Origin of the sequence: Streptomyces sp. NPDC092369 (assembly GCF_044755245.1) — a bacterium.
GTDB lineage: Bacteria > Actinomycetota > Actinomycetes > Streptomycetales > Streptomycetaceae > Streptomyces.
This window is the reverse complement of sequence record NZ_JBIVQP010000006.1, coordinates 408,392-429,249: the sequence shown is the minus strand read 5'-3', so window position 1 is coordinate 429,249 and position 20,858 is coordinate 408,392. Positions and strand designations below refer to the sequence as shown.

Here is a 20,858-nt window from a genome sequence, read left to right as displayed (position 1 = left end):
GGAACCGGTCGAAGCCGGGCCTCTCGTGGAATCCCGGCGTCCGCGTCACACTCTCGGTTAGCCGGGCAAAGGGGGACGGGCGATGGGCGATCTCGGCGATGGGCGGTACGAGTTACGCGAGCGGCTCGGCGGGGGTGGGATGGGGGATGTCTCACTGGCCTGGGACCGAGTCCTGGAACGGACTGTGGTGGTCAAGCTCCTGCGACCTCAGCATCTGGGCGACCAAGAGATGAGGAACAGGTTTCTGCGGGAGGTGCGGATCACCGCCGGCCTGGAACACGAGAACATCGTGCGGGTCTACGACACCGGGTGGACCGAGGGCGAAGGACATCGCGGCATGTTCCTCGTCATGGAACGGCTGGATGGCACGTCACTGCACCAGCGCATCGAAAGCAACCGCCGGGGCCTGTCGGTGCCGGACGTGGTCCGCTGGGGCGGGCAGATCTGTCGGGCTTTGGAGGCGGCACACGCGCGTGGACTCGTGCACCGGGATCTCAAACCGGCCAACGTTCAGATCACCGAGGGTGGCAAGGCGGTTCTGCTCGACTTCGGCATCGCCTGCTTCCAGGAGGACGATGAGGGGCGCACCCAGATCACTCCGGTCGGCTGGATCGTCGGGACGAGGCCGTACATGTCCCCGGAACAGAGCCGGGGCGAGCGGGTGAGCGCGGCCTCGGACCTGTATTCGCTGGGATGTGTGCTGTACGAGATGTTGACCGGGCGGCCGCCGTTCACTGAGGACGACGGCGATGTTCTGTGGCTGCACCGGAAGAGCGTTCCGGTTGCGCCCGCGGCGCGTCGCTGGGACAGCGCGATCCCGCAGAAGCTGGACGAGCTCGTCATGAACCTCCTTGAGAAGAGGCCACAGAGGCGCCCGGCCTCGGCCGCGGCGGTGCGCCAGGCGCTCAGGGAGGTCGCGTCGGCGGGTGAGCGGCAAGGAGCGCAACCGAAGAGCGAGGGGCTGCGATCCGAGTCGCCGTTCGGGGCGGATCAGGGGGCGCGGTCCGGATGGCCCGGGCCTGATCAGGGGGTGCCGGAGGGGCCACCCGGGCCAGGACAGTGGCGGTTCGCGACCGCCCAGGTTCCGCCGCAGGGCGGGCGGCCCGCGCCCGCACCCGAACCGCGGGCACCGCGTCCCGACCCGTCGTCGCCCGTTGCCTACGTGTCGCACGTCGAACGCCACCAGGTGGCATACGAGATCACCAGCGCAGGCCTGGTCGCGGGCCTCGGTACGTTCGGTCTGCTCCTGGGGGCCGGCGGGGTCGCCGCGGGGGCGTCGCTGATCTGGGGCCTGGTGGCGCTGGGCGGTCTTCTGGTGGTCGGGACGGTCGCTCAGGTCGCGGTGTTCGACGCCGAAGGGGAAGCGGCCGGCTGTCTCATGATGCTGATCCTCATCAGTCTGCTGATCGGGAGTGTCTGGCTGGTGGCCGCGAGAGGTAATTTCCGCTGGTACGCGGATCTCGGCATCGGGCTGGGGATCTGTGTGGCGGTCGGCATCCTGACGTTGTTCGCCGGGGTGGTGGGCGCCGAGACGGGAGTGAGTGAGGGTGCGCCTGCGGCGACGGTGCTGAACACGATGTTGTTCGCCTGTCTCGGCTGCGCCCTGTTCGCGGTGCACTTCGACTTCACTTGGTGGACCGCCCTGTTGACAGGGTTGGGGCTCGGTGCGGGAGGCGTCTTCACGACGACCTTGCTGTTCGGCTTCCTCGATCTTCTCTGCGACTTCTGACAGTGACGTCATTCCGTACTGCCGGAACCGACCTTGCCTCGTCACTGTCGGTGGTCGGATGCATGCTGGACGCATGACGGAACTCCAGGCAGCGCTCCGCAAGGCCGTCCGCGGCGAGGTGCGCTTCGACGTCACCGCCCGTGCGCTGACCACCATGGACGCGTCCAACTACCGCCGGGTCCCGCTCGGGGTCGTCGCCCCGCGGGACGCCGACGACGTGGCCGCCGTACTGGAGGTGTGCCGGGAGCACGGAGTGCCTGTCGTCGCCCGCGGCGGAGGCACCTCCATCGCCGGGCAGGCCACCGGCACCGGGGTCGTACTGGATTTCACCCGGCACATGAACCGCATGGTGACGCTCGACCCCGAGGCGCGGACCGCCGTCGTCCAGCCCGGGCTCGTCCTCGACCGCCTGCAGGAGGCCGCCGCTCCGCACGGGCTGCGCTTCGGGCCCGATCCCTCCACGCACAGCCGCTGCACGCTCGGCGGGATGATCGGCAACAACTCCTGCGGCTCGCACAGCGTGGCGTGGGGGACGACCGCCGACAGCGTGCGTGAGCTGGACGTCGTCACCGCGCGCGGGGAGCGGCTGCGGCTCGGGCAGGAGTGGGCCGGGGCGCCGCAGGGGCTGCGAGCGCTGGTGAAGGGGGAGTTGGCGCGGCTGCGGACCGGGTTTCCGGAGCTGCCCCGCCGTATCTCCGGGTACGCGCTGGACGCGTTGCTGCCGGAGAAGGGCGCCGATGTCGCCCGTTCCTTCTGCGGGAGCGAGGGCACGCTCGGCATTCTCACGGAGGCGGTCGTAGGGCTCGTAGAGGCGCCACGCGCGCGTGCGCTGGCCGTGCTGGGCTACGCCGATGAGGGCGCCGCCGCCGAGGCCGCGGCCGGGTTGCTGCCCCACCACCCCCTGACCGTCGAGGGGATGGCCGCCGATCTGGTGCCCGCGGACGCGGTCGGGCTGCCGCGCGGCGGGGCCTGGCTGTTCGTGGAGACGGGCGGGGACACGGAAGGGGAGGCACGCGCGCGTGCGGAGGCGATCGTGCGGGCCGCCGACGTCGTCGACGCGCTCGTCGTCACCGACGCCGGCGGGCAGCGGGCGCTGTGGCGGATCCGGGAGGACGCGAGCGGTACGGCGACGCGGATGCCGGACGGCAGCGAGGCGTGGCCGGGGTGGGAGGACTGCGCGGTGCCGCCGGCCCGACTGGGCGCGTATCTGCGGGATTTCCGGGGGCTGTTGACCTCGCACGGGCTGCGCGGGACGCCGTACGGGCACTTCGGGGACGGCTGCATCCACGTCCGCATCGACTTCGACCTGCTGACGGAGACGGGCATCGCCCGCTTCCGGCGCTTCTCGGAGGAACTCGCCGAAGTCGTCGTGGCGCACGGCGGATCACTGTCCGGGGAGCACGGGGACGGTCAGGCCCGGGCCGAGTTGCTCCCGAAGATGTACGGCGACGAGCTCGTCGATCTCTTTTCGCGCGTGAAGGGCGTCTGGGACCCCGACGACCTCCTCAACCCCGGCATGCTGGTCCGCCCCGCCCCCCTCGACGCCAACCTCCGCTTCGCCGTCCTGCCCCGCGAACCGGTCGACGTCGCCTTCGGTTATCCCTCCGACGGCGGCGACTTCTCGGCCGCGGTCCGCCGGTGCGTCGGGGTCGCGAAATGCCGTACGACGTCGGTGACCGGGTCCGCCGTCATGTGCCCGTCCTTCCGGGCCACCGGCGACGAGACGCACTCCACGCGCGGGCGGGCCCGGTTGCTGCACGAGATGCTCGCCGGTGAGGTGGTGACCGACGGCTGGCGCTCGGAGGAGGTGCGGGACGCGCTCGACCTGTGCCTGTCCTGCAAGGGGTGCCGCTCCGACTGCCCGGTCGAGGTCGACATGGCCACGTACAAGGCGGAGTTCCTGCACCACCACTACGCCGGCCGGCGCCGCCCGGCCGCCCATTACAGCATGGGCCGGCTGCCGGTCTGGCTGCGCTGGGTGGACCGTACGCGCACCGCGCCGATCGTCAACGCCCTCGCTTCCGTACGGCCGTTGGCGTGGGTGGCGAAGCGGCTGGGCGGGATCGCGCCGGAGCGGGGGATCCCGCGGGTGGCGACGCGGACGCTCAGCCGGTGGCTGCGGCGGCGGCTCAGGAAACGGGTGCGGACGTGGCGGGACGAGCTGCGGGCGGGCGGCCGGCCCGGCATCCCCGAGACGAGCGCCTTCCTCTGGCCGGACACCTTCACGGATCACCTCTCGCCGGAGGTCGGGCGGGCGGCAGTGAAGGTGCTGGAAGCGGCGGGAATCGGAGTCATGGAGCCGCCTACGCGACCGTGGCGCGTGCACCGGTTCGCCGACGGCGGGATCCAGGGCGTCAGCGTGCCCTCGCCGATCGGGCGCCGCCGGAGCCGGGTCTGCTGCGGACTGACGTATATCTCGACGGGTCAACTGGACCGCGCCCGCGCGGTGTTGCGGCACACCCTGGACCTGATGGAGCCCTTCCTGCTCCCGGAACTGGAGGAGGCGGAACAGACGCCGGTCGTCGTCCTGGAACCCAGCTGCGCCGCCGCTCTCCGCACCGACCTCCCCGAACTGCTCCACGACGACCCCCGTGCCGCCCGCCTCGCCGCCCGGGTCCTCACCTTCGCCGAGGCTCTCGAACGTCTCGCCCCCGACTGGACCCCGCCCCGCCTCGACCGCCCGGTCACCGGCCAGACCCACTGCCACCAGCACGCGGTCCTGGGTGACGCCCCCGACCGCCGCGTGCGCGCCGCCGCAGGCCTGACCGGTGAACTGAGCGGCGGGTGCTGCGGGTTGGCGGGCAACTTCGGCTTCGAGCGCGGCCACTACGAGGTGTCCGTGGCGTGCGCCGAGGACCAACTGCTGCCCGCGGTACGGGAGTCCCCGGCCGACGCGGTGGTCCTGGCGGACGGGTTCTCGTGCCGTACGCAGCTGGAGCAGGTGGGCGGGGTGCGGGGGCGGCATCTGGCGGAGGTGCTGGCGGAGGGACTGGAGGGGCAGTGAGGTGACCTCGGTGTACGAACGTGGGCGGGCGGCCGTGGTCACATCGCCGGACCGGCGTCCGTGACAGCGCGGGGCAGGCTCGCCCGTAGTTCCCACTGGCCGGAGCCCGTGGCGCCGGCCCGGAACGTACCGTCGAGTGCCTCAACGCGTTCGCGCAGGCCGATCAGGCCGAAACCGCCGCGGCCGCCCGTGGGGTGGTCAGCCGGGTGGAGCCTCGCGCTGTTGGTCACCGTCACCCGCAGCCACTCCGGATCGGCGTCCAGGCGTACGGTCACCCGCTCGCCCGGAGCATGCCGCATCACATTGGTGAGAGCCTCTGTGACCACCCGCAGTACGGTCGCCTCGACCTCCGGGCTGAACCGGCCGGTGCGGGCCGCGGCGCTCGCCTCCAGCCGGGCCGCCGGGGCGTCGGGCCGGTGCCGGCAGAACTCGCTGACCAGATCGCCGAGTTCGGCCAGGAGGTCGCCCGGGCGCAGCGCCTGATGGCCTTCCTCGCGCAGCACCCGCACCAGGCGCCGCATCGACTCCAGCGTCTCCGTGCCGGACCGGGCGATGGCGTCCAGGGCCGGCTCGACCTTCTCCGGCGCGGTCGCGTGGACGGTCCTGGCCGCGTTGGCCTGCACGATGATGCCCGTCATGTGGTGGGCGATCAGATCGTGCAGATCCCGGGCCAGCGCCAGCCGCTCGGCCTGTCGTACATCACGCACGGCACGCTGCCGGCGAGCCTCGGTCGCGCGGACCAGACAGCCCATGGCGATGCCCAGCGAGAGCATGATCGTGACCATGTAGGTGCCCGCGACGAAGCCGTCCAGCGTCCGGGTGCGCACCGTCTGCATCAGCAGGCAGACGGCCGGCGCGGCGACGGTCCACACCATGGGCCGTACGGGATGGACCTGGGCGATCGCCCGAATGATCAGGAACAGCAGCGCGAAGGCCTCCAGGTAGCCGACGTCCGTCCCGCTCACCGGCACGAACAGGCACAGGACGCTGACCGTGAAGGACACAGCCGCCACACCCAGGGCCCGGGCCGGGAAGGACAGCGGGTAGCGGGCGTTGGGCAGCGCGAGGGCGACCAGGGGACCGGTGACGAACACCGGCAGCCACGTCGTGGGCGCGATCGGCGGCTCGGTCACGAACACCAGCACCAGGATGTCGGCCGCCCACAGCAGGCCCAGGGAGACCACCGCGGCGGCGGCGATGACGCGCCGGATACCGGTCGAAAACGGAAACGTCCAGTCCACACCGCCAGCGTAAGGAGCCGGACCGTTCCCGCGGTGTCGGCCGGATGGCCGACACCGCGCGCCCCACTACGTACCCAGGGCTGACGCCGGGCCGTCACGGCCCACCGCAGCATGGCTGACGGGGACGGGGGTGTGTGCCGCGGCCTGTGGGGACGGTGCCCGGCACCTCGGCGGAGTTCCGGGCGAGCGGCCCAGGCCCCGCCCCCCTGCCCGTCCTCGGGCTGGCTCGCCCTTCCTCCCCCTTGTTCTCCCGCCCCCCTTGTTCTCCCGTCCCCTTGTTCCCCCGTTCCTCCTCTCGTTCTCTCGTTCCTGACGTACGGAGTTGTCTTTCTCATGGCTACATTTCTGCACCGGCTCGGGCGCGGCGCGTTCCGGCGCCGCCGGCTGACCCTGCTGCTCTGGGCGGTCGTACTCGGCATCGCGGGCGCCGCGGCGGCGGGCAGCGGCAGCGGGAGCGGCGACTCGAACGTCACCCTGCCGGGCATCGAGGCGCAGAAGGCGTACGACGTGCTCGACGAGAAGTTCCCCGCGGCCAACGCCGACGGGGCGAGCGCCCGTGTCGTCGTGCGGGCGCCCGACGGGAAGAAGCTGGCCGACAGCGGTCCGCGGGCCGAGGTCAGGTCGCTGCTCGCCGACCTGAAGGACTCCTCGCCGCGCGTCGCCGCGGTCGCCGACCCGTTCGTGGCCAGGACCATCAGCGCCGACGGCACCACCGGCTACGCCCAGGTCACCTACAAGGCCAAGGCCACCGACCTGACCGACGCCGACCACAACCGTCTCGACGACGCCCTCGACGACGCACGCGGACACGGCCTGACCGTCGAGGCGTCCGGCAGCGCGCTGGCGCCCGCCGCGGAGGCCGCTTCCTCCGAGGCGATCGGGTTCCTGCTCGCCGCGCTGATCCTGGTCGTCACCTTCGGCTCGTTCATCGCCGCCGGCCTGCCGCTGCTGACCGCGGTGGTCGGCGTCGGCCTCACCATGGGCGCGATCACCGCGCTCACCGCCGCCCTCGACCTCAACAGCAGCACCTCGGCCCTGGCGACCATGCTGGGCATCGCGGTGGGCATCGACTACGCCCTGTTCATCGTCTCCCGCTACCGCTCCGAACGGGCCGCGGGTCACGAGGCCAGCGAGGCCGCCGCCCGGGCGAACGGCACCGCCGGTTCCGCAGTGGTCTTCGCCGGTCTGACCGTCGTCATCGCCCTGGTCGGCCTGGCCGTGGTGAACCTGCCCATCCTCACGGCCATGGGCCTGGCGGGCGCCGGTGCCGTCGTCGTCGCCGTCCTGGTCGCCATCACCCTGGTCCCGGCCCTGCTCGGCTTCGCCCCCGAGCGCGTCCTGGGCCGGGCCTCCCGCAAGAAGTCCGGTCAGGAGTCCCGTCCGAAGACCACCGCCTCGAAGCTGCCGGCGGCCGAGCGCTGGGCGGCCTTCGTGCTGCGCCGCCCATGGCAGGTCCTGCTCTTCTCGGTCCTCGGCCTCGGTGTGATCGCGCTGCCCGCGACCAAGCTCGAACTGGGCCTGCCCGACGACAGCTCCAAGCCCACCTCCACCACGGAGCGCAAGGCCTACGACATGCTTGCCGAGTCGTTCGGACCCGGGTTCAACGGCCCGTTGATGCTCGTCGTCAGCGGCGGCGACCCGGCGGCCACGAAGACCGCGGTCGCTCAACTCGACCGCGGTGTCAAGGACTTGACGGACGTCGCGGCCGTCACCCCGGCCACCTACAACCCTGCCGGCGACACCGCGATGGTCACCGTCGTCCCCAAGAGCTCCCCGTCGAGCGAGCAGACCAAGGACCTCGTCCACAGCATCCGCGACCGGGCCCAGGGCGTCGAGACGGCCACCGGTGCGCAGGCCCTGGTCAGTGGCACCACCGCGATGAACATCGACGTCGCCGCGAAGTTCTCCGCCGCGATCGTCCCCTACCTGGCGCTCGTCGTCGGCCTGGCCTTCCTGGTCCTGATCCTGGTCTTCCGCTCGATCCTGGTGCCGCTCAAGGCGGCGCTCGGGTTCCTGCTCTCCGTCCTGGCTTCCCTCGGCGTGGTGGTCGCGGTCTTCCAATGGGGCTGGTTCCAGGATCTGTTCGGCCTGCAGACCACCGGCCCGGTCATGAGCCTCATGCCGATCCTCATGGTCGGCATCGTCTTCGGCCTCGCCATGGACTACCAGGTCTTCCTCGTCACCCGGATCCGCGAGGCCTACGTCCACGGCGCCGATTCGCGCACCGCGATCACCGAGGGTTTCCGGCACAGCGGCAAGGTCGTCATGGCCGCAGCGCTGATCATGACCGGTGTCTTCGGCGGCTTCATCGGCGGCGCCGACGCCATGATCAAGTCGCTCGGCCTCGGACTGGCCGCGGCGGTGATCTTCGACGCGTTCGTGGTCCGCATGACCATCGTGCCCGCCGTCCTGGCCCTGCTCGGCCAACGGGCCTGGTCCCTGCCCGGCTGGATCGACCGGCGGCTGCCGCACGTCGACATCGAGGGCGAGAAGCTCGGCGCGATCCCGGCCCCCTCCGAACCCGGCCACAGGGACGCCGACTTCACTCCCACCCACTGAGCCGTGCCCTTGAGGCGGGGCTCGTAGGCTGGCGGGCTCAGTCACCGTAAGGAGCCCCGCCTGTGACCGCCCTCCGCCTCCGGCCCATCACCCCCGAGGAACACCTCGCCTTCGTCGCCACGCTCCCCGCCGCCAGCCACATGCAGCTTCCCTCCTGGGGAGAGGTGAAGCCGGACTGGCGGGCGGAGAGCCTGGGGTGGTTCGAGGAGGGCGGGCGGCTCGCGGGGGTGGGGCTGGTGCTGTACCGGCCGTTGCCGAAGCTGAAGAGGTATCTCGCGTATCTGCCCGAGGGCCCGCTGATCGACTGGTCCGCGCCCGATCTCGTCGAGCGGTGGCTGACACCGATGCTCGCGTACCTGAAGGGACAGGGCGCCTTCTCGGTGAAGATGGGCCCGCCCGTCGTCGTACGCCGCTGGAGCGCGGACGCGGTGAAGGCGGCGATCGCCGACCCGGACGCCCACCGCCTGCGGGACGCCGAGCCGACCTCGTACGAACCGGGGGCCGTCGACCTCGCCGACCGGCTGCGCGGCTCGGGATGGCGGCAGGCCGAGCCGGGCGGCGAGGACGGCGGGTTCGCGGCGGGTCAGCCGAGATACGTCTTCCAAGTGCCGTTCGCCGGAAGGCCGTTGGCGGACATCCAGCGGGGCCTCAACCAGCAGTGGCGGCGCAACATCAAGAAGGCCGAGAAGGCGGGCGTGACGGTCGTCAGGGGCGGTTACGAAGACCTGCCCGCCTTCTACGAGTTGTACGCCGAGACAGCCGAGCGCGACCGGTTCATCCCGCGCCCGCTGCCGTACTTCCAGCGCATGTGGACCGCCCTCACCGGCGAGCACCCCGACCGGATGCGCCTCTACCTCGCCCACCACGACGGCGACGTCCTCGCCGCGGCCACGATGCTGACCGTCGGCGACCACGTCTGGTACTCCTACGGCGCCTCGACCGCACGCAAGCGCGAGGTCCAGCCCAACAACGCCATGCAGTGGCGCATGATGACCGACGCCCACGAACTCGGCGCCTCCGTATACGACTTCAGGGGCATCACCGACACCCTGGAGGAGTCCAACCACCTGCTGGGGCTGCTGCGGTTCAAGGCAGGCGCGGGCGGTGAGGCGATCGAGTACCTCGGCGAGTGGGACTTCCCGCTGAGCCGGGTGCTGCACAAGGCGCTGGAGCTGTACATGGCCCGCCGACCATAGGGACGCAATAACCACTGCCCAACCCTAGGAGACTGCACAACCCTAGGAGTTCGGAATGAGCCTCAAGAAGCTCGCCCCGCCGCCCCCGAAGCCCAAGTCGAAGGAGCTCCCGCCCCCGCCCCCGAAGCCGCGGAAGAAGCACCAGCCGAAGCCCCTGCCGAAGCCGCTGCCCGGCCAGGACAGCTGATCCGGCAGTAGAAGGAGGGCCGACCCACGCAGTCGGCCCTCTTTTCTTTCCTGAATTCACGGAGGGGACAATGGAAATGGCTGCGGGTGAGGTCGGCCTCGAATCCGAATACGAGGGGGAATGTGAAACTCCCACCATCAAGGACGTGTCGCGCGAGGGCCGGGTCGCGGACGGCGCGATCACGTCGGTGGTCGAGGAGTCCCAGGCGATCGAGGACACGGCGCGGGCGGCCGACGCGCACGACTTCATCGTCGAGCTCCCGGCCGGCTACGACACGAGGATCGACCCGGGCACCGCCCGCCTCTCCGGCGGCCAGCTCCAACGCCTCGCCATCGCCCGCGCGATCCTGCGCGACGCCCCCGTCCTGGTCCTCGACGAACCGACCACCGGCCTCGACGCGATCGCCGCGCGCCGGGGGGTGAAACCGCTGCGCCGCCTGATGGCCGGCCGCACCACCATCATGATCACCCACGACCTCAACCTCGCCCCCGACGCCGACCGCATCCTGGTCGTCGACGGCGTTGAGGTTGCCGCTGTTCACGGAGGAACCGGTGCCGGTGCCCGCTGCGTACGGCTCGTACGGTGCCTACGGCTATGACGGGTACGCCGGCTGTGGAGCACCCGCGGGAGACGAGTACGGGACGGTCCCGACCACCCTCCCCGCCGGCCGCCCGCTGTTCCGCGACGAGGAGCCCTGGCCCGGCATCTGAGTCCAGCAGCCGAGTCCAACATCTGAGTCCAGCATTCAGGACAGTTCCATAAGGGGTTTTCACGCCTGTCGAAGTCCATTACCCTCGACTCGGTAGTACATCGTGATGGACCTATCGCGAACCCCGAGCCGAGCCCAGGACCGCCCGTGACCACCCCCAGCACAGCCACCACTTCTTCCGCGCCCTCAACAGCGGTGCACAGCGAAGGGACTCCGTCCCGCCGTGGCTCCCTCGGCCCCGTGGGCCTGGTGCTGGCGGGCGGTGTCTCGGTGCAGTTCGGGGCGGCGCTCGCGGTGGGTCTGATGCCGAGGGCGGGCGCGCTCGGCGTCGTGACCCTGCGCCTGCTCGCGGCGGCCGTGGTCCTCCTGGTGATCTGCCGCCCCCGCCTGCGCGGCCACTCGCGCACCGACTGGGGCACGGTGATCGTCTTCGGCGTCACCATGGGCGCGATGAACGGCCTCTTCTACCAGGCGGCGGCCCGCATCCCGCTGGGCGCGGCGGTGACTCTGGAGGTCCTGGGCCCTCTGGCCCTGTCCGTCCTGGCGTCCCGCCGAGCGATCAATTTCGTCTGGGCCGGGCTGGCTCTGGCCGGCGTCTTCCTGCTGGGCGGCGGAGGCTTCGGCGACCTCGACCTCGCCGGAGTGGCCTTCGCGCTGGGCGCGGGCGCGATGTGGGCGACGTACATCATCTTCAGCGCACGGACGGGCCGACGGTTCCCCCAGGCGGACGGACTCGCGCTGGCGATGGGAGTGGCGGCGCTGCTGATGCTGCCGCTGGGGGTAGCGGAGTCGGGCGCGAAGCTCCTGGACCCGGTGACGATCGCGCTCGGCTCGGCGGTCGCGATCATGTCCTCGGTCCTCCCCTACACCCTCGAACTCCTGGCCCTCCGCCGCCTCCCCGCCTCCACCTTCGCCATCCTCATGAGCCTCGAACCGGCCCTCGCGGCAACAGCAGGCTTCCTGATCCTGAACCAGGCGCTGTCGGCCGTGCAGGCCGCGGCGATCGCACTGGTGGTGGTGGCGAGCATGGGGGCGGTACGGACGCAGGTGGGGCGGGGGAAGGTGACGGGGCTGGAGCCCGTTTCCTGAGTATTCGTGCGACGAGGTGCGACGCGTTGGGACTAGAGTCGGGCGGGTGCCCTGAACAATTTGGCACCCGGCCCTGGAGCATGGTCGGCCAGGCCGCTGGGACATGAAGGGAACGGCAGCATGAGTCTGCAGCACACCGAAGTGACTGGTGGCGGGCCGCTGATTCCTCGTCCGGAACGCACCCCGGGTGCCCTGCGCGCTGCCTGCGCCGTCGTCGCCCCGCAGCTCCTTGCGGCCTACGACCAAGCCAAGGACCAGGCGTTGGCCGAGGCCGTGGAACACGGTTCGCTCAAGCCCGTGCACGCCTACCTCGATCACTGGGCCACACTGATCGACATCGAACGTCATCCGGAAACGGCAAGGACCTACCACCGCGCCGAGTATCTGGCGCATGTCGCCACCACGCCGGAAGAGGCGCGCGAACACCTCGCCACCGCCAGCACGATCTACCGCGCCGCCGCGAAGGCGGTGCACGCGGGGTGACTTGGCAGTGGGAGTACGTCCCGGACGGGGGGACCGTGGCGGCCGGAGCCCCTCCCGAGTTCATCGCCGAGGTGGAGAAGATGGCCGACGAACTTGTCCGGGGCGCCGAAACTCTCTATCTCCACGGTCCGGGATACCAGGGATTGGACGAAGGCGCGAAGCACGCCTTCGTGGCCGGCGGCTTCTTCGTCTACATGGTCACGCCACGCTCGGAGCTCGTCACCATCTGGCAGATCACTCCCGACCCGCTCTCCTGACAGCTCAGCCGAGGAGATCCCCGGCAGCCGCGTCGACGAGGACGGCGAAGGCCTCCGGCGTGAGCGTCAGGACCCCGGCCGAGGGGTTCTTGGAGTCGCGGACGGCTATGTGGGGGGTGAGGTCGGCGACCTCGACGCACTGACCTCCGGTGTCGCCGCTGTAGGACGACTTGCGCCAGGCGGCGGTGCCAAGAGGGGCACACTCGACGCACTCGCCGCCGTTGCTTCCGCTGTACGAGGACTTACGCCACTGCGTGCGCGTCAGGTCCGGGTTGCTCCCCATAGCGTTCCTCCATCACGCGGGCGATCAGGGCCGCCGATGCTCTCGGCGAGAGCGCGTCGGCCTGTAGGCGAGCGTAGCCGACCGAACGTTCCTTGATCAGCTGCGGGTTGGCCGTCATCTGCCCTGAGTCGTAGCTCTCGCTGTAATACAGATCGGGATGGTTGTCGAAGCGCAGGAGCGTGAACGAGCCGATCAACCCCGCGTGTTGGCCCGCTGAGAACGGAAGGATCTGGAGCTCCACCCACGGCTTCCCGAGGAGGCCCAACAGATGCGCGAGTTGCTCCCGCATCACTTCTCGACCGCCGATCTCCCGGTCCAGCACGGCCTCGTCCAGCACCACCCACAGCACAGGCGGCTCCTCGCGCCCGAGGATGCGCTGCCGCTCCAGCCGTGCTTCCACCATCTCGTCGAGATGATCCGTCTGATCCACGGCGAGTACAGCTCGCGCATACGCCTTCGTCTGGAGAAGTCCGTACACCAACTGGCACTGGTATGTGGAGATGTACGCAGCCTTGGCCTCCAACTCAGCGAAGGGCTGGAACCACCCCGGCAACTGACTCCGCAGCACCAACCCCACCAGCCGCGAAAACGTCCCGTCCGTCCCCAACCCCGCGTCGACCCGTTCGGAGAACTCCCGCGTCGGCACCTTCAGCGTCGTCTCGATCTGCCCGATCAGTGATCCCGAGCAGAAGACGATCGAGCCCAGCTGCGCCAGCGTCAGCCCCGCCGCCTCCCGATGGCGCCGCAGCTCATATCCGTAGTAGTCCAACGGCGACGCACTGGGGTCGAGCTCCCGCATGTTGGCCACAGTCACCACCACCTCCAATCACTCAGCGTAGCCACACGACCGCACGCCGACATCAAGGTTGTGGAAAACCAAATCAATACAAGCACGCTTGATTGTTTCTGGTGTCGCTGCCATGCTCCTCCCATGGCCGACCCCACGCCCGTCATCGACGACCTGCGCGCGGAGAGCGAGGAACTCGACGCCCTTGTGGCCGAGTTGCCCGCGGAGCGCTGGGCGTTGCCCACCCCCGCCGCCGGGTGGACCGTCGCTCACCAGATCGCGCACCTCGCCTGGACCGACCACCAGTCGGTACTGGCGGTGACCGACCAGGACGCCTTCGCCCGTGAGGTCGAGAAGGCGTTGTCCGCACCCGGCGACTTCGTGGACAACGGGGCCGAGGAGGGGGCGAAGAAAGCACCGGCGCAACTGCTCGCGGACTGGCGGGCCGGGCGCGAGGCCCTGGACCACGCCCTGCGCGTCGCTCCCGACGGTGCTCGTTTCCCCTGGTACGGGCCGCCCATGGCCACCGCCTCCATGGCCACGGCCCGCCTCATGGAGACCTGGGCCCACGGCCTGGACGTCGCCGAGACGCTCGGTGTCGACCGCACCCCCACCGACCGGCTCCGGCACATCGTCCGGCTCGGCGTCCGTACGCGCGACTACGCGTTCGGCGTGAATGGAGCGCAGCCGCCGTTCGAGGAGTTCCGGATCGAACTGACCGCGCCCTCAGGGGACGTGTGGGTCTACGGCCCCGAGGACGCCACCGACCGCGTCACCGGCCCCGCCCTCGACTTCTGCCTCCTCGTCACCCAGCGTGCCCACCGCGCCGATCTCGCCCTGCACGCCGACGGCCCCGACGCCGACCGCTGGCTCGACCTCGCCCAGGCTTTCGCCGGCCCGCCAGGACCCGGCCGCGCCCCGAAGGGAACCGGCCAGTGACCGCATCTGACGTTCGCCCTCTCCGCATAGGCAACGCCTCCGGCTTCTACGGTGACCGTTTCGACGCCCTCCGCGAGATGCTGACCGGCGGCGAACTGGACGTCCTGACCGGCGACTACCTCGCCGAACTGACCATGCTGATCCTGGGACGGGACCGGCTCAAGGACCCGTCAGGCGGTTACGCCCGCACCTTCCTGCGCCAGTTGGAGGACTGCCTCGGCCTCGCCCACGAGCGCGGGGTGAAGATCGTCAGCAATGCCGGTGGGCTGAACCCGGCCGGACTCGCCCGTCGCGTACGGGAGTTGGCCGACCGCCTCGGCATTCCCGTCCGCGTCGCCCACATCGAGGGCGACGACCTCACCGCCTCCCACCCCGGCAGCCTCGCCGCCCACGCCTACCTCGGCGGCTTCGGCATCGCCGAGTGCCTGCGGCAGGGCGCGGACATCGTCGTCACCGGACGCGTGACGGACGCAGCCCTCGTCACCGGGCCCGCCGCCGCCCACTTCGGCTGGCAGCCGGGGGAGTACGACCGACTCGCCGGCGCCGTCGTCGCCGGACACGTGCTGGAGTGCGGGACCCAGGCCACCGGCGGCAACTACGCCTTCTTCGCCGAGACGTTCGCCAAGACTCCCGGCGACCTCCGACGCCCCGGCTTCCCCTTCGCCGAGATCCACGAGGACGGCACCTGCGTCATCACCAAGCACCCCGGCACCGGCGGCCTCGTCGACGTCGGCACGGTCACCGCCCAGTTGCTCTACGAGACTCAGGGCGCCCGGTACGCCGGGCCCGACGTCACCGCCCGCCTCGACACCATCGGCCTCACCCAGGACGGGCCCGATCGCGTCCGTGTCGAGGGTGTGCGCGGCGAGGCCCCGCCGCCCACCCTCAAGGTCGGCCTCAACCGCCTCGGCGGCTTCCGCAACGAGGTCGCCTTCGTCCTCACCGGCCTCGACATCGAGGCCAAGGCCGCGCTCGTCCGGGAACAGATGGAGCCCGCGCTCGCCAAAGTCACCGACGCCCGCTGGGAGTTGGCCCGCACCGACCGTCCCGACGCCGACACCGAGGAGACCGCGAGCGCACTGCTGCGGCTCGTCGTACGGGACCCGGAGGAGGCGCCGGTCGGACGTGCCCTGAGCGGGGCGGCCGTGGAGCTGGCCCTCGCGAGCTACCCCGGCTTCCATGTCCTCGTCCCGCCCGGAAAGGGCTCGCCCTACGGGGTCTTCGAGGACGCGTACGTCCCGCAGGGCGAGGTGGCCCACGTGGCGGTGCTCCCCGACGGGCGACGGATCCCGGTCGCACCGGCCTCCGAAACCGTCGTACTGGAAGAGCCGCCGCAGCCCCCGCTTCCCGAGCCGCCGCCCCCGACCCCCACCCGTCGCGCCCCCCTCGGGCTCGTCGCCGGTGCCCGCAGTGGTGACAAGGGCGGGAACGCCAACGTCGGTGTGTGGGTGCGGTCGGACGAGGCCTGGCGCTGGCTCGCGCACACCCTCACCGTCGAGCGGTTCCGCGAACTTCTGCCGGAGACCGCCGACTTGACCGTCGTACGCCACCCGCTCCCCAACCTCCGCGCCCTGAACTTCGTCGTCGAGGGAATCCTCGGCGCGGGCGTCGCCGCCCAGCACCGCTTCGATCCGCAGGCCAAGGCCCTCGGCGAGTGGCTGCGCTCCCGCCACCTGGACATTCCGGAGGACCTCCTGTGACGGTCATCGACTCCGCCCTGGACATCAACAGCCCCGACTACCGGGCCAATCGCGAGGCCCTCCTCGCCAAGCTCGCCGACCTCGACGCCGAGCACGCCAAGGCGTTGGCGGGCGGCGGCCCCAAGTACGTCGAACGGCACCGCAAGCGCGGCAAGTTGCTCGCGCGGGAGCGCATCGAGCTGCTGCTGGACCCGGACACGCCCTTCCTGGAGCTGTCGCCGCTCGCGGCCTGGGGCAGTGACTACGCCGTCGGCGCCTCGCTCGTCACCGGGATCGGGGTCGTCGAGGGCGTGGAGTGCCTCATCACCGCCAACGACCCGACCGTGCGCGGCGGAGCCAGCAATCCCTGGTCGCTGAAGAAGGCCCTCCGGGCGAACGACATCGCGCTCGCCAACCGGCTGCCCTGCATCAGCCTGGTGGAGTCCGGCGGGGCCGATCTGCCGTCCCAGAAGGAGATCTTCATCCCCGGGGGCGCCATCTTCCGTGATCTGACCCGGCTTTCGGCCGCCGGCATCCCCACGGTCGCCGTCGTCTTCGGGAACTCCACCGCCGGGGGCGCGTACATCCCCGGCATGTCCGACCACGTCATCATGGTCAAGGAGCGCGCCAAGGTCTTCCTCGGCGGTCCGCCCCTCGTCAAGATGGCGACCGGCGAGGAGAGCGACGACGAGTCGCTGGGCGGCGCCGAGATGCACGCGCGCGTGTCGGGGCTCGCGGACTACTTCGCCGTCGACGAGCAGGACGCGCTGCGCCAGGCCCGGCGGGTGGTCGCCCGCCTCAACCACCGCAAGGCGTACGAGGATCCGGGTCCGGCCGCGCCGCCCAAGTACGACGAGGAAGAACTGCTCGGCGTCGTCCCCGGCGACCTGCGGGTCCCCTTCGACCCGCGCGAGGTCGTCGCCAGGATCGTCGACGGCTCGGACTTCGACGAGTTCAAGCCGCTGTACGGGACGAGCCTGGTGACCGGCTGGGCGACCCTGCACGGCTATCCCGTCGGCATCCTCGCCAACGCGCAGGGCGTGCTGTTCAGCCAGGAGTCCCAAAAGGCGGCCCAGTTCATCCAGTTGGCCAACCAGCGCGACATCCCGCTCCTCTTCCTGCACAACACCACCGGCTACATGGTCGGCAAGGAGTACGAGCAGGGCGGCATCATCAAGCACGGCGCGATGATGATCAACGCGGTCAGCAACAGCCGCGTACCGCATCTCTCCGTCCTCATGGGCGCCTCGTACGGAGCCGGTCACTACGGCATGTGCGGGCGGGCGTACGACCCGCGCTTCCTCTTCGCCTGGCCCAGCGCCAAATCCGCCGTCATGGGCCCGCAACAGCTCGCCGGCGTCCTGTCGATCGTCGCCCGCCAGTCGGCGGTCGCGAAGGGCCAGCCCTACGACGACGACGCGGACGCGGCCCTGCGCGCCATGGTCGAGCAGCAGATCGAGTCCGAGTCGCTGCCGATGTTCCTGTCCGGGCGGCTGTACGACGACGGCGTCATCGACCCGCGCGACACCCGAACCGTCCTCGGCCTGTGCCTGTCCGCCCTCCACACCGCGCCCTACGAGGGCGCGCGCGGTGGCTTCGGCGTCTTCCGGATGTGAGGTCCCAGTGAGTGATTCCATCGCTTCCGTCCTGGTGGCGAACCGGGGCGAGATCGCCTGCCGGATCTTCCGCACCTGCCGTGAACTCGGCATCCGCACGGTCGCCGTGCACTCCGACGCGGACGAGAACGCGCTCCACGCGCGCGTGGCCGACGCGGCCGTACGGCTGCCGGGATCCACGCCCACGGAGACGTACCTGCGCGGCGAGCTGATCGTGAAGGCGGCCGTCGCGGCGGGCGCGGACGCCGTGCACCCCGGCTACGGCTTCCTCTCCGAGAACGCCGACTTCGCACGCGCCGTCCTGGACGCGGGACTTGTATGGATCGGGCCGCCCCCGGAGGCGATCGAGGCGATGGCCTCCAAGACCCGCGCCAAGCAGCTCATGGGCCTGGAGCCCCTCAAGGAGGTCACCGAGGCCGACCTGCCCGTCCTGGTCAAGGCGGCCGCGGGCGGCGGCGGACGCGGCATGCGGATCGTCCGCGAACTGGCCGTCCTGGAAGACGAGTTGGCCGCCGCGCGCGCCGAGGCCCTGAGCGCCTTCGGCGACGGCGAGGTCTTCGTCGAGCCCTACGTGGAGGACGGCCGCCACGTCGAGGTGCAGATCCTCGCCGACACCCACGGCACGGTATGGGCCCTCGGCACCCGGGACTGTTCCCTCCAGCGCCGCCACCAGAAGGTGATCGAGGAGGCCCCGGCCCCGGGCCTCTCCGAGGAACAGACCCAGGAACTGCACGAGTTGGCGGTACGCGCCGCCCGCGCGGTCGCCTACGAGGGCGCCGGAACGGTCGAGTTCCTGGTCGCTCCCGACGGCAAGGCCCACTTCCTGGAGATGAACACCCGCCTCCAGGTCGAACACCCGGTCACGGAGGCCGTGTTCGGCGTCGACCTGGTGGCACTGCAACTGCGGATCGCCGAGGGTGAACCCCTCGAAACCGACCCGCCCCCCGCCCGCGGCCACGCCATCGAGGCCCGCCTCTACGCCGAGGACCCGGCCCACGACTGGACCCCGCAGACCGGCACCCTGCACCGCCTGGCCGTACCGGACTCCGTCCGCCTCGACACCGGCTACACCGACGGCGACGACATCGGCGTCCACTACGACCCGATGCTCGCCAAGGTCGTCGCCCACGCACCCACGCGCGCGGAGGCCGTCCGCAGGCTCTCCGGCGCCCTGGAGAACGCGGTCGTCCACGGCCCGGTCACCAACCGCGACCTCCTCGTACGCTCCCTGCGTCACAAGGAGTTCACGACGGCCCGGATGGACACGGGTTTCTACGACCGCCACCTCCCGTCCCTGACCGAGCCCACCCCCGACCCGCACGCCCCCTTGGCAGCGGCCCTGGCCGACGCCCACGGCCGCTCCCGCTTCGACGGCTGGCGCAACCTCGCGTCACAGCCACAGATCAAGCGGTACGCGGCGAACGGCACCGAGTACGAGGTCCGGTACCGCCACACCAGGGAGGGCCTGACCGCGGACGGGGTGCGCGTGGTGCAAGCCGACGCCGGTCTCGTAGTCCTCGAAGTGGACGGCGTCCGAAGGAAGTTCGCGGTAGCGAGGTACGGCGACCAGGTCTACGTGAACACGACCGCGCTCACGGCCCTACCCCGCTTCCCCCTCCCGACCACCCAACTGGCCCCCGGCTCCCTGGTGGCCCCCATGCCGGGCACGGTCGTCAAGGTGGCGGAGGGACTGGAGGTTGGGGCAACGGTCCAGGCCGGAGACCCCCTCCTCTGGCTGGAGGCGATGAAGATGCAGCACAAGATCACAGCCCCCGTCACAGGCACGCTGAGCGAGTTGCGGGTGGTACCTGGCCAACAGGTAGAGCCCGGCTCATTGCTGGCAGTAGTGCAACCCACCTAAGGGGCGCGGGGAACTGCGCGACCAGCCACCGACAACCCGCACCCCGAAGGAAACCGAATGGCCCTCATTGAGTCCGAAGAACACCAGGCCCTCCGATCCGCAGTCGCCGCCTTCGGCAAACGCTACGGCCGCGACTACATGACCGACATAGTCGACTCCGGCGGCTACCCCAAAGAACTCTGGCTGGAGGCAGCCAAGTTGGGCTATCTCGGCGTCAATCTTCCGGAGGAATACGGCGGAGGCGGTGGCGGCATAGCCGAACTCTCCATAGTCCTGGAGGAACTGGGAACCGCCGGCGCCCCCCTCCTCATGATGATCGTCTCCCCGGCGATCTGCGGCACGGTCATCGCCCGGTTCGGCACAGCGGACCAGAAACAAGAGTGGCTCCCTGCCCTCGCCGACGGCACCCGCACCATGGCCTTCGGCATCACCGAACCCGACGCCGGCTCCAACAGCCACCGCATCACCACCACCGCCCGCCGCGACCCGGACACCGGCGACTGGCTCCTCACCGGCCGCAAGGTCTTCGTCTCCGGCGTCGACATCGCGGACGCGACCCTGATCGTCGGCCGCACCGAAGACGCTCGCACGGGCACCCTGAAGCCCTGTCTGTTCATCGTCCCGCGGGACGCGCCGGGCTTCACGCGCCGGAAGATCGACATGGAACTGCACGGCGCGGAGAAGCAGTTCGAGCTGGCCCTGGACGACGTACGACTGCCTGCGGAGGCGCTCGTCGGCGACGAGGACGCCGGCCTGCTGCAACTGTTCGCCGGACTCAACCCCGAGCGGATCATGACCGCCGCGTTCGCGATCGGCATGGGCCGCTACGCCCTCGCGCGTGCCGTCGAGTACGCGCGCGAGCGTGCCGTCTGGAAGACCCCCATCGGCGCCCACCAGGCCATCGCACACCCCCTCGCCCAGGCGCACATCGACCTCGAACTCGCCCGCCTGATGATGCAGAAGGCCGCCCATCTCTACGACGCCGGGGACGACGTCGGCGCCGGTGAGGCCGCCAACATGGCGAAGTACGCGGCCGGAGAGGCCTGTGTGCGGGCGGTCGACCAGGCCGTGCACACCCTCGGCGGCAACGGGCTCACCCGTGAATTCGGGCTCGCCACATTGATAACCGCCTCCCGCGTGGCTCGTATTGCTCCGGTGAGCCGGGAGATGATTCTCAACTACGTCTCCCACCAGACCCTGGGCCTGCCCAAGTCGTACTGATCCGGCACGGCTTGCGAC

General features: G+C 70.7%; 17 protein-coding genes and 1 pseudogene. 15 read left to right on the top strand and 3 right to left on the bottom strand.

What is annotated here, in order from left to right:
* The first annotated feature begins 82 nt into the window (after positions 1-82).
* Both ACIQI8_RS33860 and ACIQI8_RS33855 read left to right on the top strand, forming a co-directional pair.
* Positions 83-1,729: a serine/threonine-protein kinase gene (locus tag ACIQI8_RS33860; RefSeq protein WP_402359029.1), complete on the top strand. Its 1,647-nt coding sequence runs from the start codon at positions 83-85 to the stop codon at positions 1,727-1,729.
* Positions 1,730-1,802: 73 nt separating this feature from the next.
* Positions 1,803-4,733, top strand: coding sequence for an FAD-binding and (Fe-S)-binding domain-containing protein (locus ACIQI8_RS33855; protein WP_402359026.1), 2,931 nt, complete (start codon positions 1,803-1,805; stop codon positions 4,731-4,733).
* Positions 4,734-4,771: 38 nt separating this feature from the next.
* Here the strand turns inward: ACIQI8_RS33855 and ACIQI8_RS33850 are convergent, their stop codons facing one another.
* Positions 4,772-5,974, bottom strand: a complete 1,203-nt coding sequence (locus tag ACIQI8_RS33850; RefSeq protein ID WP_402359023.1) for a sensor histidine kinase — start codon at positions 5,972-5,974, stop codon at positions 4,772-4,774.
* A gap of 333 nt (positions 5,975-6,307) precedes the next feature.
* On the opposite strand from ACIQI8_RS33850, the gene ACIQI8_RS33845 reads away from it, so the two are divergent.
* From ACIQI8_RS33845 to ACIQI8_RS33810, 8 genes and pseudogenes are all read left to right on the top strand, one after another.
* Positions 6,308-8,533, top strand: a complete 2,226-nt coding sequence (locus ACIQI8_RS33845) for an MMPL family transporter (RefSeq protein ID WP_402359020.1) — start codon at positions 6,308-6,310, stop codon at positions 8,531-8,533.
* Between the two features lie 62 nt (positions 8,534-8,595).
* Positions 8,596-9,729: a lipid II:glycine glycyltransferase FemX gene (locus ACIQI8_RS33840; protein ID WP_402359017.1), complete on the top strand. Its 1,134-nt coding sequence runs from the start codon at positions 8,596-8,598 to the stop codon at positions 9,727-9,729.
* 55 nt (positions 9,730-9,784) lie between these two features.
* On the top strand, positions 9,785-9,916 hold the full coding sequence (locus ACIQI8_RS33835) for a hypothetical protein (protein WP_402359014.1): 132 nt from the start codon (positions 9,785-9,787) through the stop codon (positions 9,914-9,916).
* Between the two features lie 202 nt (positions 9,917-10,118).
* Positions 10,119-10,514: pseudogene (locus tag ACIQI8_RS33830) on the top strand (ATP-binding cassette domain-containing protein); the annotation flags it as partial.
* The gene (locus tag ACIQI8_RS33825; RefSeq protein WP_402359011.1) at positions 10,474-10,626 is read left to right on the top strand and encodes a hypothetical protein; all 153 of its coding nucleotides are present in this window, start codon (positions 10,474-10,476) and stop codon (positions 10,624-10,626) included. The pseudogene ACIQI8_RS33830 and the gene ACIQI8_RS33825, both read left to right, overlap by 41 nt.
* Positions 10,627-10,772: 146 nt before the next feature.
* The gene (locus ACIQI8_RS33820; protein WP_402359008.1) at positions 10,773-11,714 is read left to right on the top strand and encodes an EamA family transporter; all 942 of its coding nucleotides are present in this window, start codon (positions 10,773-10,775) and stop codon (positions 11,712-11,714) included.
* 120 nt (positions 11,715-11,834) lie between these two features.
* The gene (locus tag ACIQI8_RS33815) at positions 11,835-12,197 is read left to right on the top strand and encodes a DUF6247 family protein (RefSeq protein ID WP_402359005.1); all 363 of its coding nucleotides are present in this window, start codon (positions 11,835-11,837) and stop codon (positions 12,195-12,197) included.
* Positions 12,194-12,454 (top strand): hypothetical protein, encoded by a 261-nt coding sequence (locus ACIQI8_RS33810; protein ID WP_402359002.1) that lies wholly within the window; start codon positions 12,194-12,196, stop codon positions 12,452-12,454. Before ACIQI8_RS33815 ends, ACIQI8_RS33810 begins: the two co-directional genes overlap by 4 nt.
* Positions 12,455-12,458: 4 nt before the next feature.
* Here the strand turns inward: ACIQI8_RS33810 and ACIQI8_RS33805 are convergent, their stop codons facing one another.
* Together ACIQI8_RS33805 and ACIQI8_RS33800 are read right to left on the bottom strand one after the other, a co-directional pair.
* On the bottom strand, positions 12,459-12,737 hold the full coding sequence (locus ACIQI8_RS33805) for a DUF397 domain-containing protein (RefSeq protein ID WP_402358999.1): 279 nt from the start codon (positions 12,735-12,737) through the stop codon (positions 12,459-12,461).
* Positions 12,697-13,545: a helix-turn-helix domain-containing protein gene (locus tag ACIQI8_RS33800; RefSeq protein WP_402359729.1), complete on the bottom strand. Its 849-nt coding sequence runs from the start codon at positions 13,543-13,545 to the stop codon at positions 12,697-12,699. The genes ACIQI8_RS33805 and ACIQI8_RS33800 overlap by 41 nt, the downstream gene beginning before the upstream one ends.
* Positions 13,546-13,668: 123 nt before the next feature.
* Between ACIQI8_RS33800 and ACIQI8_RS33795 the strand changes: the two genes are divergently transcribed.
* Genes ACIQI8_RS33795 through ACIQI8_RS33775 form a run of 5 tightly spaced genes read left to right on the top strand, consistent with a single transcriptional unit; the run spans position 13,669 to position 20,840 of the window.
* Positions 13,669-14,463, top strand: coding sequence for a TIGR03084 family metal-binding protein (locus tag ACIQI8_RS33795; RefSeq protein ID WP_402358996.1), 795 nt, complete (start codon positions 13,669-13,671; stop codon positions 14,461-14,463).
* Positions 14,460-16,163, top strand: a complete 1,704-nt coding sequence (locus tag ACIQI8_RS33790; protein WP_402358993.1) for an acyclic terpene utilization AtuA family protein — start codon at positions 14,460-14,462, stop codon at positions 16,161-16,163. Before ACIQI8_RS33795 ends, ACIQI8_RS33790 begins: the two co-directional genes overlap by 4 nt.
* Complete coding sequence (locus tag ACIQI8_RS33785; protein ID WP_402358990.1) at positions 16,160-17,758, top strand: acyl-CoA carboxylase subunit beta; 1,599 nt, start codon at positions 16,160-16,162, stop codon at positions 17,756-17,758. Before ACIQI8_RS33790 ends, ACIQI8_RS33785 begins: the two co-directional genes overlap by 4 nt.
* A gap of 7 nt (positions 17,759-17,765) precedes the next feature.
* Positions 17,766-19,619: a biotin carboxylase N-terminal domain-containing protein gene (locus tag ACIQI8_RS33780; protein ID WP_402358987.1), complete on the top strand. Its 1,854-nt coding sequence runs from the start codon at positions 17,766-17,768 to the stop codon at positions 19,617-19,619.
* 57 nt (positions 19,620-19,676) lie between these two features.
* A complete protein-coding gene (locus ACIQI8_RS33775) occupies positions 19,677-20,840 on the top strand; it encodes an acyl-CoA dehydrogenase family protein (protein ID WP_402358984.1) in 1,164 nt (387 codons plus the stop codon).
* Positions 20,841-20,858: the final 18 nt, after the last annotated feature.